Annotated in this window: 12 protein-coding genes; all 12 read right to left on the reverse strand. The window is 44.2% G+C overall.

Going from position 1 to position 14,742, the window contains the following annotated elements; translation table 11 throughout:
• Positions 1 to 5: 5 nt before the first annotated feature.
• The 12 genes from CCC70_RS13590 to CCC70_RS13640 all read right to left on the reverse strand — a co-directional run bounded on the left by CCC70_RS13590 (position 6) and on the right by CCC70_RS13640 (position 14,618).
• Positions 6 to 1,019, reverse strand: a complete 1,014-nt coding sequence (locus CCC70_RS13590; protein WP_118515483.1) for a rod shape-determining protein — start codon at positions 1,017 to 1,019, stop codon at positions 6 to 8.
• Positions 1,020 to 1,035: 16 nt separating this feature from the next.
• Positions 1,036 to 1,743 (reverse strand): RadC family protein, encoded by a 708-nt coding sequence (gene radC / locus CCC70_RS13595; protein ID WP_118624666.1) that lies wholly within the window; start codon positions 1,741 to 1,743, stop codon positions 1,036 to 1,038.
• Positions 1,744 to 1,848: 105 nt separating this feature from the next.
• Positions 1,849 to 3,450, reverse strand: a complete 1,602-nt coding sequence (locus CCC70_RS13600) for an NAD(P)/FAD-dependent oxidoreductase (RefSeq protein ID WP_287085057.1) — start codon at positions 3,448 to 3,450, stop codon at positions 1,849 to 1,851.
• A complete protein-coding gene (locus tag CCC70_RS13605; RefSeq protein ID WP_287085058.1) occupies positions 3,447 to 4,652 on the reverse strand; it encodes an NAD(P)/FAD-dependent oxidoreductase in 1,206 nt (401 codons plus the stop codon). Before CCC70_RS13605 ends, CCC70_RS13600 begins: the two co-directional genes overlap by 4 nt.
• On the reverse strand, positions 4,649 to 5,923 hold the full coding sequence (locus CCC70_RS13610) for a methionine gamma-lyase family protein (RefSeq protein WP_244790400.1): 1,275 nt from the start codon (positions 5,921 to 5,923) through the stop codon (positions 4,649 to 4,651). Before CCC70_RS13610 ends, CCC70_RS13605 begins: the two co-directional genes overlap by 4 nt.
• Positions 5,924 to 5,944: 21 nt before the next feature.
• The gene (gene miaA, locus CCC70_RS13615; protein WP_287085059.1) at positions 5,945 to 6,898 is read right to left on the reverse strand and encodes a tRNA (adenosine(37)-N6)-dimethylallyltransferase MiaA; all 954 of its coding nucleotides are present in this window, start codon (positions 6,896 to 6,898) and stop codon (positions 5,945 to 5,947) included.
• A gap of 27 nt (positions 6,899 to 6,925) precedes the next feature.
• Entirely contained in the window at positions 6,926 to 9,037 is a 2,112-nt protein-coding gene (gene mutL, locus CCC70_RS13620; protein ID WP_287085060.1) for a DNA mismatch repair endonuclease MutL, read from the reverse strand.
• 5 nt (positions 9,038 to 9,042) lie between these two features.
• Positions 9,043 to 11,661: a DNA mismatch repair protein MutS gene (gene mutS, locus CCC70_RS13625; RefSeq protein ID WP_287085248.1), complete on the reverse strand. Its 2,619-nt coding sequence runs from the start codon at positions 11,659 to 11,661 to the stop codon at positions 9,043 to 9,045.
• Positions 11,662 to 12,216: 555 nt separating this feature from the next.
• Positions 12,217 to 12,396, reverse strand: coding sequence for a helix-turn-helix transcriptional regulator (locus tag CCC70_RS16760; protein WP_084449169.1), 180 nt, complete (start codon positions 12,394 to 12,396; stop codon positions 12,217 to 12,219).
• 84 nt (positions 12,397 to 12,480) lie between these two features.
• Positions 12,481 to 13,584: a DUF4179 domain-containing protein gene (locus tag CCC70_RS13630; RefSeq protein WP_287085062.1), complete on the reverse strand. Its 1,104-nt coding sequence runs from the start codon at positions 13,582 to 13,584 to the stop codon at positions 12,481 to 12,483.
• Entirely contained in the window at positions 13,557 to 14,111 is a 555-nt protein-coding gene (locus tag CCC70_RS13635; RefSeq protein ID WP_173753657.1) for an RNA polymerase sigma factor, read from the reverse strand. The genes CCC70_RS13630 and CCC70_RS13635 overlap by 28 nt, the downstream gene beginning before the upstream one ends.
• A gap of 306 nt (positions 14,112 to 14,417) precedes the next feature.
• Positions 14,418 to 14,618 carry an Ig-like domain-containing protein gene (locus CCC70_RS13640; RefSeq protein ID WP_243119161.1) on the reverse strand — a complete coding sequence of 67 codons (201 nt, stop codon included), beginning with the start codon at positions 14,616 to 14,618 and terminating at the stop codon, positions 14,418 to 14,420.
• Positions 14,619 to 14,742 lie beyond the last annotated feature (124 nt).

Raw genomic sequence — 14,742 nt, forward strand, 5'->3', positions numbered from 1 at the left:
CCCCTTTACAGTTTTTTCTGCTTTACCGGCTGGGCCCATTTGCGCAGGTTTCTGTCGCGGATGATTTTTTCCAGGCCGTATGCTGCAGAAGTTTCATACAGATCAGAAAGATTAAAGGCAAATCCTGTATAGCTAGCCAGATAGTTATCTATATAAGGCAGCCGTGTACTGCCGCCGGTCAGATAAATGCCCTCTTTTGCAATATGATAAGCGATCTGTGGCGGGGTACGTTCCAGAAAAGATTTCATCTCTGCTGCGATCTGGTTCACACAGTTGGCGATCCCCTCATTAACAACGTAGGCAGAAATAACTTCTTCTCGTGGAAGTCCGGAAATACTGTCGATCCCGACTACTTTTCGGGCTTCTTTTTTCTGATCGTTCAGTCTTCCCATAACTACTTTCAGACGTTTTGCAGTTCGTGTTCCAATCTGAAGATTATAATGTTTTCGGATCTCGCTGCAGATAGATTCGTTCATCTGTCTGCCTCCGATGGGGATCTTACGGCTAATGATGATCTTGCCGTCGGTTATGATGGAAAGCGCTGTACTCTGTGCACCGATGTTTACGATCATGCTTCCCTGATTTTTTTCAGGGTCGATTCCCATGGCAATGGCATCTGCAATAGGGGACTCCACCATAAAAACACGGTTTTTTCGCAGCCAGTGGCCATTGACCAGATAATAATATGCCCTCTTTTCGATAGCCGTCATATCAAGTGGCACGGAAAAATACATGTCTGCTCCGAGACCGGATGTATGATCGATCTTTTTTATCATGCTGTAAAGGACGATCTCCTGCAATTCCAGATTTGCCAGCATACCGAAAGCCATGGGAGAATTTACGGAAATATCCGCAGGTGATTTTTCAAACATTTCATAAGCTTCGTTCCCTATGGCAAGGATCCGGCGTCCTCTGTAGGCTACCATGTTCTTTTCTATGTAACTTTTGTTTCTGAAAAATGAATAGACTTTTACAGAGCTGCTTCCAAGGTCTACTCCGTAATTATTTCTAAAAAGCATAAATCCGTCCCTTCACTTAAGTATATTCATCAAAAATCCCTTTTTCGCGGAAACTGACATACCTGTGATCACCGATGATGATATGATCCAGAAGATGGATGCCGAGGAGTTCACCGCAATGATAAATCCGTTCCGTAACATCCAGATCAGCCTGACTGGGGGATGGATCACCACCTGGATGATTGTGGACCAGGATCAGGTTCACCGCACGATATTTTAAAGCTTCTACAAAGACTTCTCTTGGTGTGATCAGTGTGGCATTGACTGTACCGCGGCTTAAAAGCTGTTCACCCGACAAATGGTTATGTCCGTCCAGCATCATGCAGTAAAGCAATTCCTGTTCTTCATGCCTGAGCTGCTCCATATAATATTTCGCAATGGTTACCGGATGGTGAAAAGACAATTCCGGTTTTGCGGCTGCGGTTGCCATACGCTTGGAAAGTTCCCCGATACATTTCAGCTGTACGGCTTTTACCTTACCGATCCCATGGATCTTCATCAGTTCCTGCATGGAAATATGAAACAGTCCAAGCAGGCCACTGTATCCGGTCTGTTTCGATAAATTCAGGATTTTATCTGCCAGAGTCAGGGAACTGGATCCCTGTACGCCACAGCGCAGAATCACGGCAAGAAGCTCTCGATCGCTTAAGGACTGTTCTCCTTCCCGCAGACATTTTTCATACGGGCGCTGATAATCTGGCATTTCCATTATAGTATCTTTCATATGATTTCCCTTTTCGCTCTCGAAGAAGGGGATGCAAAATTGCAGAAGTTATTTTAGCATAAAAAGGCAGGGATGTACACTCTATCCCGGAAATTTCCACTTTTTTCATATTTTGTTTACAGGCAGGGCATAAACGGAAGCGACTGCTTCTGCCACCTTGATCCCGTCCATCGCTGCGGATGTAATGCCTCCGGCGTAACCGGCGCCCTCTCCGCAGGGGTAGATCCCTTCTATATTGGAAGTGAGCTTTTTCGGTTCCCGAACGATCCGTACAGGAGAAGAAGTACGACTTTCTACTCCTTCCAGCAATGCATCCGGCCGGTCAAAACCGGAAAGCTTTTTTCCAAACGCATGGATTCCTGCTTCAATGGAATCGCCGATCTCTTTCGGGAAAATACTGCGGACATCGGTAAGTGTATAAGCTCCTTTGATACAGGGGATCACATCTCCAAGCCTGGTACTTTTCTGATGGGTACAGTAATCTTTGAAAAGCTGTACCGGGATTTTTCCGTTTCCGGCTTCCCAGGCAGCGCGCTCCAGTTTTCTCTGCAGAGCGATTCCGCCGAGAACTCCCTCTTCAGGAAAATCAGAAGGGTTTACCGTAACGATGATAGCACTGTTGGCATTATGGCTGTCACGTGCCTGATAGCTCATACCATTCACTGCAAGCATATCTTCTTCAGAAGATGCATTTACAACATATCCGCCGGGACACATACAGAAAGAATAAACGCCACGTCCGTTTTCCAGTGTATGGGTAACCTTGTAGCTGGCTGCACCCAGACGGTCGTTTTCCGGTTCTCCGTAAAGATCCCGGTTGATCATGGTCTGAGGATGCTCCACGCGTACCCCCACCGCAAAAGATTTCGGCTCCATATTTATATTGTGTTTATCCAGCATGGCAAATGTATCTCTGGCGCTGTGGCCGGGAGCAAGAATACAGATTTCTGCCGGTATTTCCTCTTTTGCATTGACAATGACTGCATTAAGCTTCCGGTCACGGATTATCAGATCAGTTACTGTGGAACGAAAACGGAATTCCCCGCCCATTTCTTCAATCTGATGACGCATAAACTGAACGATACCTACAAGCTGATCTGTGCCAAGATGAGGCTTTTGCTGGTAAAGGATCTCGGAAGGAGCTCCTGCCTCCACAAATCGGGAAAGAACCTCCCTTCCTCTTCCAAAAGTATCTTTTACCAGAGTGTTCAGCTTTCCATCGGAAAAAGTCCCTGCACCGCCCTCTCCGAACTGTACATTGGAATCCGGATCCAGGATGCCGTTTTTCCAGAAATTTTCCACGGTTTCCTGTCGTTTGTCTGCTTCTTCTCCCCGTTCCAGTACCAGTGGACAGTACCCGGCTTTGGCCAGGTACCAGGCACAGAATAATCCTGCAGGTCCGCTTCCGATCACTACAGGACGATGGGACAGAGTTTCAGAGCCAGATGAGGGAAAATGATATTTCTTCTCAGAAGTTAACATAATATTTTTATCGTGAACCTTTTTGAGAACACGGGATTCGTTATCCAGTTTAATATCTACAGTGTAGACAAATTTTTTGTCCTCTTTGTGCCGGGCATCCAGAGATTGTTTTCGGATCTCATAGGTGAACGGCTGATTTCCAAGACGAAGCATTTTTGCTATTTTTCGGTGAAGCTGCTCTTCTGTATGGGTGATGGGAAGCTTCAGCTGTGTGATCCGGATCATTTTTCTTCCTCCTTTGCTGCCCAGATACCGGCGGCAGCTCCGCTTGACCATGCCCACTGCAGGTTATAACCTCCGCAGGTACCGTCAATGTCAAGGAGCTCTCCGGCAAAATAAAGACCTTTATGAAGTCTGGACTCCATGGTTTTGCTGTGAACTTCAGACGTATCCACTCCACCGGAACAAACCTGTGCCTGTTCAAAGGAAAGGCCGTTTTTTACCGGGAGACGAAAATCGGTGATCCCGCGGATAAGATCCTTCTGTGCACATAAAACACGGATCAGTTTTTCAGGAAAAAGTCCGATGAGAAGTTCTTTTTCTGTTTTGTAAGGGCAGGCTGCTTTTCTGTGCTCCAGGTATTCTTCCAGCTCTTTCCGGCTCAGTTCCGGAAAAAAATTTATGGAAAGCTCCACATTTTTGTTTTCATGGACGGCACGGATAGCATAGCGGGAAATCTGGAATACCGGGATCCCGGATACACCGTAATCGGTAAGCTGCAGCTCTCCCTGCTGGGAGACTGTCGGTGTGCCGTCTATATAAAGTGTTATCGTCCCTTCTGTTCGTACACCACTCCAGCCGGAAAAAGAATTTCCCTTACATTTCAGAGCTGTCAGAGCTGGAAGGGGTTCGATCAGGTGATGTCCAAGACTTTTTGCAATTTCGTATCCGCTTTCGCAGGAACCTGCAACGGAAGAAGCACGGGAACCATTTGCAAGGATCACGGCATCACCACTGTAGGTCCATCCGTCAGTATGAATCTTCCACTGTCCGTCTGCAAAAGACACGCCGGTAACAGTCTGATTGGTTTTCAGCTTTACCTTCAGGCTGCGTGCCTTCATGACAAGAACATCTACTACACTCTGTGCCTGGTTGCTTCGGGGATAGATCCATCCGCTGCGGTCTGTGGTACAGATTCCCAATTCCTGAAAGAATTTCAGAGTTTTTTCCACAGGAAACTGTGCCAGAGCATCTTTGGCAAATTCAGGATGAGATCCCCGGTAAGCGTTTTCATCCTGATTCAGGTTCGTCATATTACAACGGCCATTTCCCGTAGCACAGATTTTTCTGCCGGGACGGTCATTTTGTTCCAGAACCGTAACTGCAGCTCCGTTTACAGTAGCCTGAATAGCTGCCATAAGACCGGAAGCACCGGCTCCTACGACAAAGATCTGTTTTTTTAAGTCCGGTCCTTCGGATTTTTTCATAATTTCACAAGTTCCTTATCAACCATATACTGAAGAGATTTCAGGATTCCCAGCTTTGCATGCTCCCAGGTAAGACCACCCTGGAAATAAACTGCATAAGGAGGTTTCATGGGGCCATCGGCAGAAAGCTCAATGGAAGAACCCTGGATGAAAGCACCTGCTGCCATGATCACCTGACTGTCATATCCCGGCATATCCCACGGCTCCGGTGTCACAAAGCTGTCTACCGGTGCAGCAGCCTGGATACCCTGGCAGAATGCTACAAGACCCTCCGGTGTTCCGAGAGTGACCGCCTGGATGATATCTTGACGTGGCTCTGTGCTGTTGGGAACTACCGGGAAACCAAGCTTTTCATAAATGTTCGCTGCAAAAACAGCGCCCTTTAAAGCTCCTTTAGTGATCATCGGTGCAAGGAAAAATCCCTGATACAGAGAACGGTTTACACCAAGAGTTGCACCGACTTCCATGCCCAGTCCCGGGCAGGTCATACGGTAGGAGGCATTTTCCACACAGTCTTTTCTTCCTGCGATATAACCACCGATAGGAGCAAGGCCGCCACCTGGATTTTTGATCAGGGAGCCGACCATAATATCCGCACCTACATCACTTGGCTCGATGGTATCTACGAATTCTCCGTAGCAGTTATCTACCATGCAGATCACATCCGGCTTGATCTTTTTTACAAAAGAGATCAGCTCACCGATCTGTTTTACGGAGAAAGAAGGACGGGTCTGATAGCCTTTGGAACGCTGGATGGTTACCAGCTTTGTTTTTTCATTGACTGCTTTTCTGATATTTTCATAATCAAAGGTGCCATCCTCGAGAAGATCTACCTGACGGTATTTTACGCCATATTCCGCAAGAGAACCATTGGACGGACGGATTCCGATGACTTCTTCCAGGGTATCATATGGTTTTCCTACAGGGGAAAGAAGCTCATCGCCCGGGCGTAAGTTTCCAAACAGTGCAATGGCAAGTGCGTGGGTTCCACAGGTGATCTGCGGGCGGACCAGGCAGGCTTCTGTGTGGAACGTATCCGCATAGACCTGCTCCAGAGTTTCGCGGCCAAGGTCGTTGTAGCCATAACCGGAGGAAGCTCCGAAACAAGCCTCACTGACACGGTTCTTCTGCATGGCGCGGATAACCTTCATCTGGTTGTATTCTGCAGTCTTATCAAATTTCTCAAAACGTTCTTTCAGGGAATCTTCCACGGATTTACCGAAATCGTAAACTGAGGAAGAGATTCCAAGCTGTGCATATAATTCTTTCATGATCATTTTTCCTTTTTTATTTTATTTGGCATGGAGGATTCCCTTTTCCCTGCATACAGAAAGCATGTAGGAAAGGATCCTGCTGTCATCGTAATCAAAGTTATTTTTATCTACCCAGGTTACCTCGCCTTCTCTGCGGAACCAGGTAAGCTGACGTTTGGCAAAGTGTCTGGTGTCACGTTTCAGGACCCGTACGGCTTCCTCATAAGAATATTTTCCGTCCATCCAGTCCAGGATTTCCTTATAGCCAAGCCCTTGCATGGAAACCATTCCCCTGTGGCAGCCAAGCTCCCGAAGTTTTTTAACTTCTTCTGTCAGACCGTTTTTCAGCATTTCGTCCACTCTTGTGTCAATGCGTTCATAGAGAAGGGGGCGTGGTGCATTCAGGACGAAATAAGCCAGTGCATAGGGACTGGTATGCTCCTTCTGTTCTTCATTATGCTCGGAGATTCTGGTACCGTTCTGTTTATAAAATTCCAGGGCACGTATCACACGCTTGACATTGTTCTCATGGATATCTTTGGCTGACTTGGGATCGACCTTGGCAAGCATGTCATGGAGAAATGCAGACCCCTTCTGCTCTGCCAGTTCTTCCAGCTCACTGCGGTAATGTTCATCCTGGTCGGAGCTGGTAAAATCAATATCTCTGGTCACAGACTGAATATAAAATCCTGTGCCGCCTACCAGGATCGGAATCCGGCCTTTGTTATAAATTTTGTCCATGGCATCTTTTGCCATCTGCTGAAAAAGAACAATGTTAAAATCTTCTGTTGGCTCCAGTACATCCACCAGATGATGTGGGACGCCATCCATTTCTTCCGGCGTGATCTTGGCGGAACCGATATCCATGTGGCGGTAAACCTGCATGGAATCCGCGGAAATGATCTCTCCGTTTACTGCTTTTGCAAGGGCAATGGAAAGCTTTGTTTTTCCCACGGCAGTAGGCCCGGTAAGCACGATAAGAGGTTTTTTCATATATTTCCTCCGTTTATGTTAAGTATCTTACACAATACGTTTGAATTTTTTTTCGATTTCTGTCTTACTCATGGCAATGATCGTTGGTCTTCCATGAGGACAGTTATAAGGATTTTTCAGTGTCAATAATTCATCGATCAGCTTGTCAGCTTCCTGAGGCGACATAGAATGATTGCCTTTTACAGCAGCCTTACAGGCCATGGTCGCAAGCCTTGAGGCAAAAATTTCAAAGGCATCCCTGGAACCGTCTGCAGTGAGGTGGTCCAGCATTTCCAGAAACAGCTCTTCTTCTGTCATTCCCAGAAGGCTGGAGGGAACCGCACTGATACTGTACTCCCTTCCGCCAAAGGGTTCGATCTCAAAGCCGAAATCCCGGAAATACTTTTCGTTTGCCTTCAGCAGATTCTCCTCCTCAAGGCTGAGTGAAACGATCAGTGGCGGACTTACATACTGGGACTGGATGTTCTGGGACTGAAACAGCTTTACGAATCGCTCATAATATACTTTTTCATGAGCAGCATGCTGGTCAATGATATAAAAATTATCCTCGAACTGTACCAGCCAGTAGGTGTCAAACAGCTGTCCGATCAGCCTGTGGCGGCTTCTGGATTCAGGAGCAAGAAGCCGTTCTTCAAACAGTTCCAGCTGTTTTGGCGGTTCCTGTTCCTGAGATTTGATCGGTTCGTTGTCTACCTCAGGAGGTGCCGATTCAGCAGGCTTTTCGGAAATCACTTCATAATCTGCTGTTTCTGCAGCGAAATTTTCATTTCTTCCGTCTTTTAATGTTCCGGAAAACATTTCCTCTTCTTCTTTTGTGAAAGGCTGCGATCCATATACGGGATTTTCCCGCAGAGAATCCACATGCTTGTATTTATCTGCAGAAGAAGCTGAAGAACTGTGAGCTGTTTCAGCTGAGCCATAGGAGGCGGTACCATTTGTCGACTTATCATAAGGCATCGATGGAACCGGCGTTGTACGTACTTCAGAAGCTGCCGGTGTAGTATGGGAAGCTATATTTGCCGTCCGGTTCGGGTGACCGTACATCTCCTGCCGCCGTTTTACTTCAAAAGGCTCCGGAATATTTCCTGGCTTTATCTGTTCTGTGCGGGATGTCGGTTCGTCTTTTCCAACAGATACCTGCGGGATCAGTTCTCTGTGGGTCAATACCTTGCGGACAGTTTCATAAATGGCCGTATAAACTTCGGTTTCTCTGGCAAAACGCACTTCTCGCTTTGCGGGATGCACATTAACATCCAGGTCATTGCCGTCCATTTCAATCCGAAGTGAGACAAACGGAAATTTATGCTGCATGACAAGTCCTTTATATCCGTCCTCAATGGCCTTGGTAATGATCTTGTTTTTTACATACCGGCCATTGATATAATAATTCTCAAAAGTACGGTTTCCTCTGGAAATCTCCGGTTTCCCCACAAAGCCCTCGATCTTCATGAAATCATTTTCGTAGGAAACATCCAGAAGCGCCTTGGCAATCTCCCGGCCGTAGACACTGTAGATCACATCTTTTACGCTGTAGTTTCCGGAACTGGAAAGCTTCACCTGACGGTTCTGGATATATTTAAAGGAGATTTCCGGATGGGAAAGCGCCAGCTGCTCCATCAGAGTATTGATGTAACCGGCTTCTGTCATATCGGATTTTAGGAATTTGCTCCTTGCAGGTGTATTGTAAAAGAGGTTTCGGATCAGAAATGTTGTTCCCTCCGGTGCCCCCATTTCCTCCAGAGACTGTTCTTTTCCGCCTTCGATCACATAACGGGTACCACTGATCCCGGAAGGAGTCTTTGTGATCAGCTCCACCTGGGAGACGGCGGCAATACTGGAAAGTGCTTCACCACGGAAGCCAAGAGAGGCAATGTGGGTCAGGTCTTCTACTTTTTCAATTTTACTTGTGGCATGGCGGAGAAAAGCAAGCGGAACCTGCTCTGCATCCATTCCGGAGCCATTGTCCGTGATACGGATCAGCTTTTTTCCGCCGTCTGTGATCTCTACAGTAATAGCGGTAGCACCTGCGTCAATGGCATTTTCCACAAGCTCTTTTACAACAGAGGAGGGGCGCTCTACGACCTCTCCTGCTGCGATCTTATCAATGGTATTCTGGTCTAAAACTGCAATTTTTTTCAAGGGTATCACCACCGGTTCTTAATTTTGTTCTGCAGGTTATAGAGAATATTCAAAGCTTCCATTGGTGTCAGATTCCCGATCTCCAGGTTTTTGATCTCTTCAATGATATCATTGTCCTGTACCGTGTCAAACAGTGACATCTGTGCCATATCTAACTGATCATAGGTGATCTTCTGTTTTTTCTTTGGAGCAGTCAGATCTTTTACAGCTGCAGTGATATCTGCATCACTGAGCTCCTCTACCAGCTCCTTGGCACGCTGGATCACGGAATCCGGAACACCGGCAAGCTTGGCTACCTGGATACCATAGCTTTTATCTGCTCCGCCTTTTACGATCTTACGCAGGAATACGATATCGTCGCCTTTTTCCTTGACAGCGATACAGTAGTTGTTGACACCGGAAAGCTTGCCTTCCAGTTCGGTAAGCTCATGATAATGGGTCGCAAATAAGGTCTTGGCGCCGCAGAGTTTGGTGTTGCTGATGTGTTCGATCACTGCCCAGGCAATGGAAAGGCCGTCAAAGGTACTGGTTCCACGTCCGATCTCATCCAGGATCAGAAGACTTCGGGAAGTGGCATTACGAAGAATGTTGGCAACCTCTGTCATCTCCACCATAAAGGTACTCTGTCCGCTTGCAAGGTCATCGGATGCTCCCACACGGGTGAAGATCCGGTCAACCACACCGATATTCGCACTGTCCGCAGGAACAAAGCTTCCGATCTGTGCCATCAGTACGATCAGCGCTGTCTGGCGCATGTATGTGGATTTTCCGGCCATGTTCGGTCCTGTGATAATGGAGATACGTTTTTTGTGGTTGTCAAGATATGTATCATTTGGAATGAACATATCGTTTTCGATCATTTGTTCCACAACCGGGTGGCGGCCATTTCGGATATCAATGAGGCCGGTTTCATTGATCTTGGGCCGGACAAAGTTATTCCTCTGTGCAACCAGTGCAAGGGAAGCAAAAACATCCAGAGCAGCTACAGCCTTTGCAGTACGCTGGATACGGACAACCTCAGCTCCAACCTGATCACGGATATCTGAAAACAGTTCAAATTCTAATGCATAAAGCTTATCTTCCGCTCCAAGGATCAGATCCTCCAGATCCTTCAGCTCCTGGGTGATGTAACGCTCTGCGTTGGTAAGGGTCTGTTTGCGGATATAGTCCTCCGGCACGAGCTCCTTGAAGGTGTTGGTAACTTCCAGGGAATAGCCGAATACACGGTTATATTTGATCTTCAGGCTCTTAATACCGGTGCGTTCTCGCTCTCTTGCTTCCAATTCAGATAACCACTTCTTTCCATCTGTCCGGGAGCGGCGGAATTTATCCACATCTTCATTATAACCTTCCCGAATGATACCGCCGTCCTTCTGGGCAAGGGGTGGATCATCAGCAATGGAATTACGGATCAGAGCGGTAATGTCTGACAGTGGATCCATGTCTTCATTGATCTGCGTAAGCAGCGGAGAGTTAAATTCTGCAAGGATCTGCTTTATATAAGGTAGCATTTCCAGGGAAGAGGCAAAGGAAACCAGATCTCTTGGGTTGGCAGATTTGTAGCTGATACGGCTTATCAGACGTTCCAGATCGTAGATCGGATTTAAGTACTCCCGGATCTCATCACGATCCATAGGTTTTGCGTTCAGTTCTTCCAGGGCACCAAGTCTCTTTTCGATTTCCTCTGCATCGATCAGAGGCTGCTCCACATAAGAACGAAGGGTTCTTGCACCCATGGCAGTTTTGGTTTTATCCAGAACCCAGAGAAGAGAACCTCGTTTCTGCTTTTCGCGCATGGTTTCCACAAGCTCCAGGTTACGACGGCTGGAGCTGTCGATGAGCATATATTTTTCAGCAGAGTAAGGGCGGATGCTTGCCATATGGGAAAGTGCTGTTTTTTGTGTTTCCTTCAGATACAGGAACAATGCACCGGAAGCAATGATCCCGCTGTCATAATCTCCGATCCCGAGACCTTCCAGATTTCCGACGTGAAAATGCTCTTTCAGGGTTTTCTGGCACAGCTGGTCGTCAAAGTACCAGGGATCCAGAGCAAATACACAGATCCCAAGACGCCCCTTCAGATCCGCTACATCCACACCGCTTAAAAGAAAGGCGTCGTTGCAGATGATCTCGGCAGGTGTGAATTTATTGATCTCATCCAGAAGCTTCTGTGGTTTATCCAGCTCTGTGAGAAAGCAGTCACCGGTTGTGATATCTGCAATTGCACAGCCAAAATGCTCTCCAATGGAGACAATGGACATCAGATAATTGTTTTTTGACTCGTCCAGTGACATGGTATCCAGAGTAGTTCCCGGTGTGACAATGCGGACAACCTCTCGTTTAACAAGACCCTTGGCTTTTTTCGGATCTTCTACCTGTTCGCAGATGGCAACCTTATAGCCCTTTTCGATCAGCCGGTTGATATAAGTTTCCGCAGCATGAAAAGGAACGCCACACATGGGCGCTCTCTCTTCCAGTCCGCAGTCTTTTCCTGTAAGTGTAATTTCCAGTTCCCTGGATGCAGTCAGTGCATCCTCAAAGAACATTTCATAAAAATCGCCCAGACGGTAAAAAAGGATACAGTCGCTGTACTCTTCTTTGGTCTTTACGTATTCTTTCATCATCGGTGATAATGTACTGGTATCAGCCGGAACCCCAGTGTTTATGCGGGTTTCAGATGCCTCATATTCTTTTTTGACCCACTTTTGCCCCATTTTTTTTTCTTCTTCAGTGTTTCTTGCTTTTTCCAAATATTTAAACCTCTTCCTAAATTGTCATTTTATCAGTAAAACCAGATTTCTTTTCCATACTTTTCTTCAAAATTTCTTATCGTGGTTGCTTTAAGATTCCGAACCTTATAAAGTTCCATCCATTTCTCATACCATTTTGAAACGGACATACTCGAATCAAAGCCTGGAATACCTGGGAGAACTTCCGCCAAATACATGTTTCTTTGCTTTTTCACCTGCTGAAGATTTGTTCCATAGATAGAAAAAGGCGGTTGCCAGATCCCTTAATTGTGATTCTGGCTTCTTACCGCCCATCTTTTCTTTGTCGGATTCCCTTACCTATTTCTTTTCCTCTTAGATTTTTTCCATAACATTACCATCCTTTTTCTAATAACAATAGATGATCATGCATGGCACTGGACTTAATTTTAACACAACCCCAAAAACCTTTCAAGACTGCCGATCTATCCATTTCTGAAATTTTTTCTTATCAATCAGGGTTCTTCGCCCAATTCGTACCATGAAGGTATTATTCTTCATAAGAGTTCTCATGGTTTTCTCTGAAAGACCTGTGCGTTCACAGGCTTCCTTGACTGATATAAGAATCTTATCGTTATCTGCTGCTTGTATTTTTTATGTATCATATATATTACAGCCAATATCTGAAGGCAGATGATATTGGCTGTTCCTCTCTTCGATAAAATTATTCTTTTGTCATCTGATTTTAATTTCTATTTTTCCTTCCACTTGGCTATATAAATCCAGAGGATCTTCATCACTTTCATAAACACGTCCTTCGCCTTCTCCGTAAGTATCTTCTATTCCAGTTTCATATTTTTTATATGTTGTGCTGCTTTTTTCTTCTTTATTTACATATAATTTTAATGTCACCGTTTTAGCATCTGGCGAAATTCCTTTGTATTTTGTATTATTTCTGCTTTCTTCAAACACAGTCTCTGTGTCCCCATAATTTGTCATTCTATAAAGCCCCTGATTTCCTTTATCGTCGGTTCCTATTAAATAATAATCTTCATATTCTTTATTATCCAAATTTCCATAAATTGTACTTGCCAAATCGTTTAAGCTCATTTTTGAAATCGTCAGATTTTGATTTGGAGATATCTTTATTTTTTTATTCACATTTACATTTATGGTATTCTTCTCCAGTTCTTCCCAATTTGATGAAAATTCAAAAATATAGTCATCCGTATCTTCTGTATCTGCAGTATCCATTTCTGTTGGATCAAATAACCATACTTTCATTTTTATATCTGCTGTATTGTCTTTAATAGTTGTATCTTCCAGCCTATAATGACAAACCTGACCATCTGTTCCGTTCTCCTTTTTCTCCAGAGCATATGTTCCATCTAACTGTGCCGCTTTTCCATTTATCTCCACTTCTGTTAGTAGAATAGTATCCTTTTCTTTTGAATCATTTATATTATCAGATATTGCCACCCATAAATTCTCCTTATCAGCAGCAATTTCATCTAACGTAATAAAAATTTCATTTTTAGTAATCGTTTTTCCAACACTATCTATATATGATTCTACATTTTCATTAATCCCCAATGCAGTTTGAATCCACGAAGTAATCTGTTCCCAGGCCGCCTTTATCTCATGCGGATGTCCAAAGCCTCCTATCAATAATGCTATTACAACTCCTGCTGCTGCAATCTTTGCTAATTTTAATTTCAAATTAACATTTCGCTTTTCCCATGGCAAGGAAGCTTCATAAACAAATTTTTCATCTATTTCTCCCATCAGATCCAAAAAATTGTTTTCTTTTTTCATATGATTTCTTTCACCTCTTCCCATAATTTGTTTCTGCTTCGAAAAAGACTGGATTTAATTTTAGTCTCAGAGCATCCATGTCTTTTTGCAATGTCTTTAATATTATCCATATACCAATATCTCCTGACAAAAATATCCCTGTCCCCTGCTTTTAAATCACTTAAAAATTTTTCTAAAATATTCAAAATTTCCTTTTTCTTTATATCCTCTTCCACATAATCCTTTATTATATTTTCCAGTTTTTCCACTTCACCACAAATATCCATCATATGTGTATCTGCTCTTTTTGAAGCATTTTTCTTTCTGAAATTGTCCAATGCCAAATTTCTGGTTATTTTTCCAAGAAATGCAGATAATTTTGTTGGCGTTTTGGGCGGAATCTTATTCCACGTTATCAGCCACGTATCATTTACGCATTCTTCTGAATCTTCTGTGTTATATAAAATATTCCATGCAATCTTAAAGCAAAATTTTTCGTACTTTACTTCTACCTGGCGAATTGCATCTTCTGATCTTTCTAAAAATAAATTTATAATATGTATATCTTCCATATCACATTTCTCCCCTGTATATTAGTGTTTTTATGCAGATAGGTTATTTACAGTGTGCCATATTAATGTTTTCTATTATATAGAACGTATTTTTTTCTGTTTGGTTGCACTTTTTTTCTATTTTTATAATTTTTTTTGTTACCATGCTTCCATTATCACTATAACATATTATCTAAACATTCTTCTCTCTTGGTCAACTATTAATATCGTAATCTACTTCTGCAAATAAAGCTACATGCAAAAAATGAAAAAAGGAGCTGCCATTCCATGTGTATTCATGAAAGGCAGCTCCTGCTTGAATCATTTTTATTTAACAACTACTTTTACTTTTTTACGGATCTTTCCAGATTTCACTGTGATATAGGCTGTTCCCTTTTTCTTTCCGGTGATCACGCCCTTGGAATTTAGCGTCACGCTCTTCTTATTTGAAGAACTGTAGGTAACTTTCTCCTGGGAAGTGATCGGGCTGATGACTGGTTTCAGCGTAAGTTTTTTTATTCCTTGCAACAGTCACGCTTGATTTCAGTCCGGTGATCTTTGTTGTTCTTACCGTTGTTTTCTGCACAGTAATGGAAATGACCTGTTTCTTGCCGCTGGCCAGTGTAATGGTCACTTTGATTATTATTTGAAT

The sequence above is a fragment of the Blautia sp. LMAG:89 genome, assembly GCF_008679485.1.
GTDB classification, from domain to species: Bacteria; Bacillota; Clostridia; order Lachnospirales; family Lachnospiraceae; genus Blautia_A; species Blautia_A fusiformis.

Excerpts from the sequence above, each read along its gene's own strand:
- CCC70_RS13605 (WP_287085058.1), bottom strand. The coding sequence starts at position 4,652 with ATGAAAAAATCCGAAGGACCGGACTTAAAAAAACAGATCTTTGTCGTA.
- CCC70_RS13590 (WP_118515483.1), bottom strand. The coding sequence starts at position 1,019 with ATGCTTTTTAGAAATAATTACGGAGTAGACCTTGGAAGCAGCTCTGTA.
- CCC70_RS13630 (WP_287085062.1), bottom strand. The coding sequence starts at position 13,584 with ATGGGAAGAGGTGAAAGAAATCATATGAAAAAAGAAAACAATTTTTTG.
- radC (WP_118624666.1), bottom strand. The coding sequence starts at position 1,743 with ATGAAAGATACTATAATGGAAATGCCAGATTATCAGCGCCCGTATGAA.
- mutS (WP_287085248.1), bottom strand. The coding sequence starts at position 11,661 with ATGATGAAAGAATACGTAAAGACCAAAGAAGAGTACAGCGACTGTATC.
- CCC70_RS13610 (WP_244790400.1), bottom strand. The coding sequence starts at position 5,923 with ATGAAAGAATTATATGCACAGCTTGGAATCTCTTCCTCAGTTTACGAT.
- miaA (WP_287085059.1), bottom strand. The coding sequence starts at position 6,898 with ATGAAAAAACCTCTTATCGTGCTTACCGGGCCTACTGCCGTGGGAAAA.
- CCC70_RS13600 (WP_287085057.1), bottom strand. The coding sequence starts at position 3,450 with ATGATCCGGATCACACAGCTGAAGCTTCCCATCACCCATACAGAAGAG.
- CCC70_RS13635 (WP_173753657.1), bottom strand. The coding sequence starts at position 14,111 with ATGGAAGATATACATATTATAAATTTATTTTTAGAAAGATCAGAAGAT.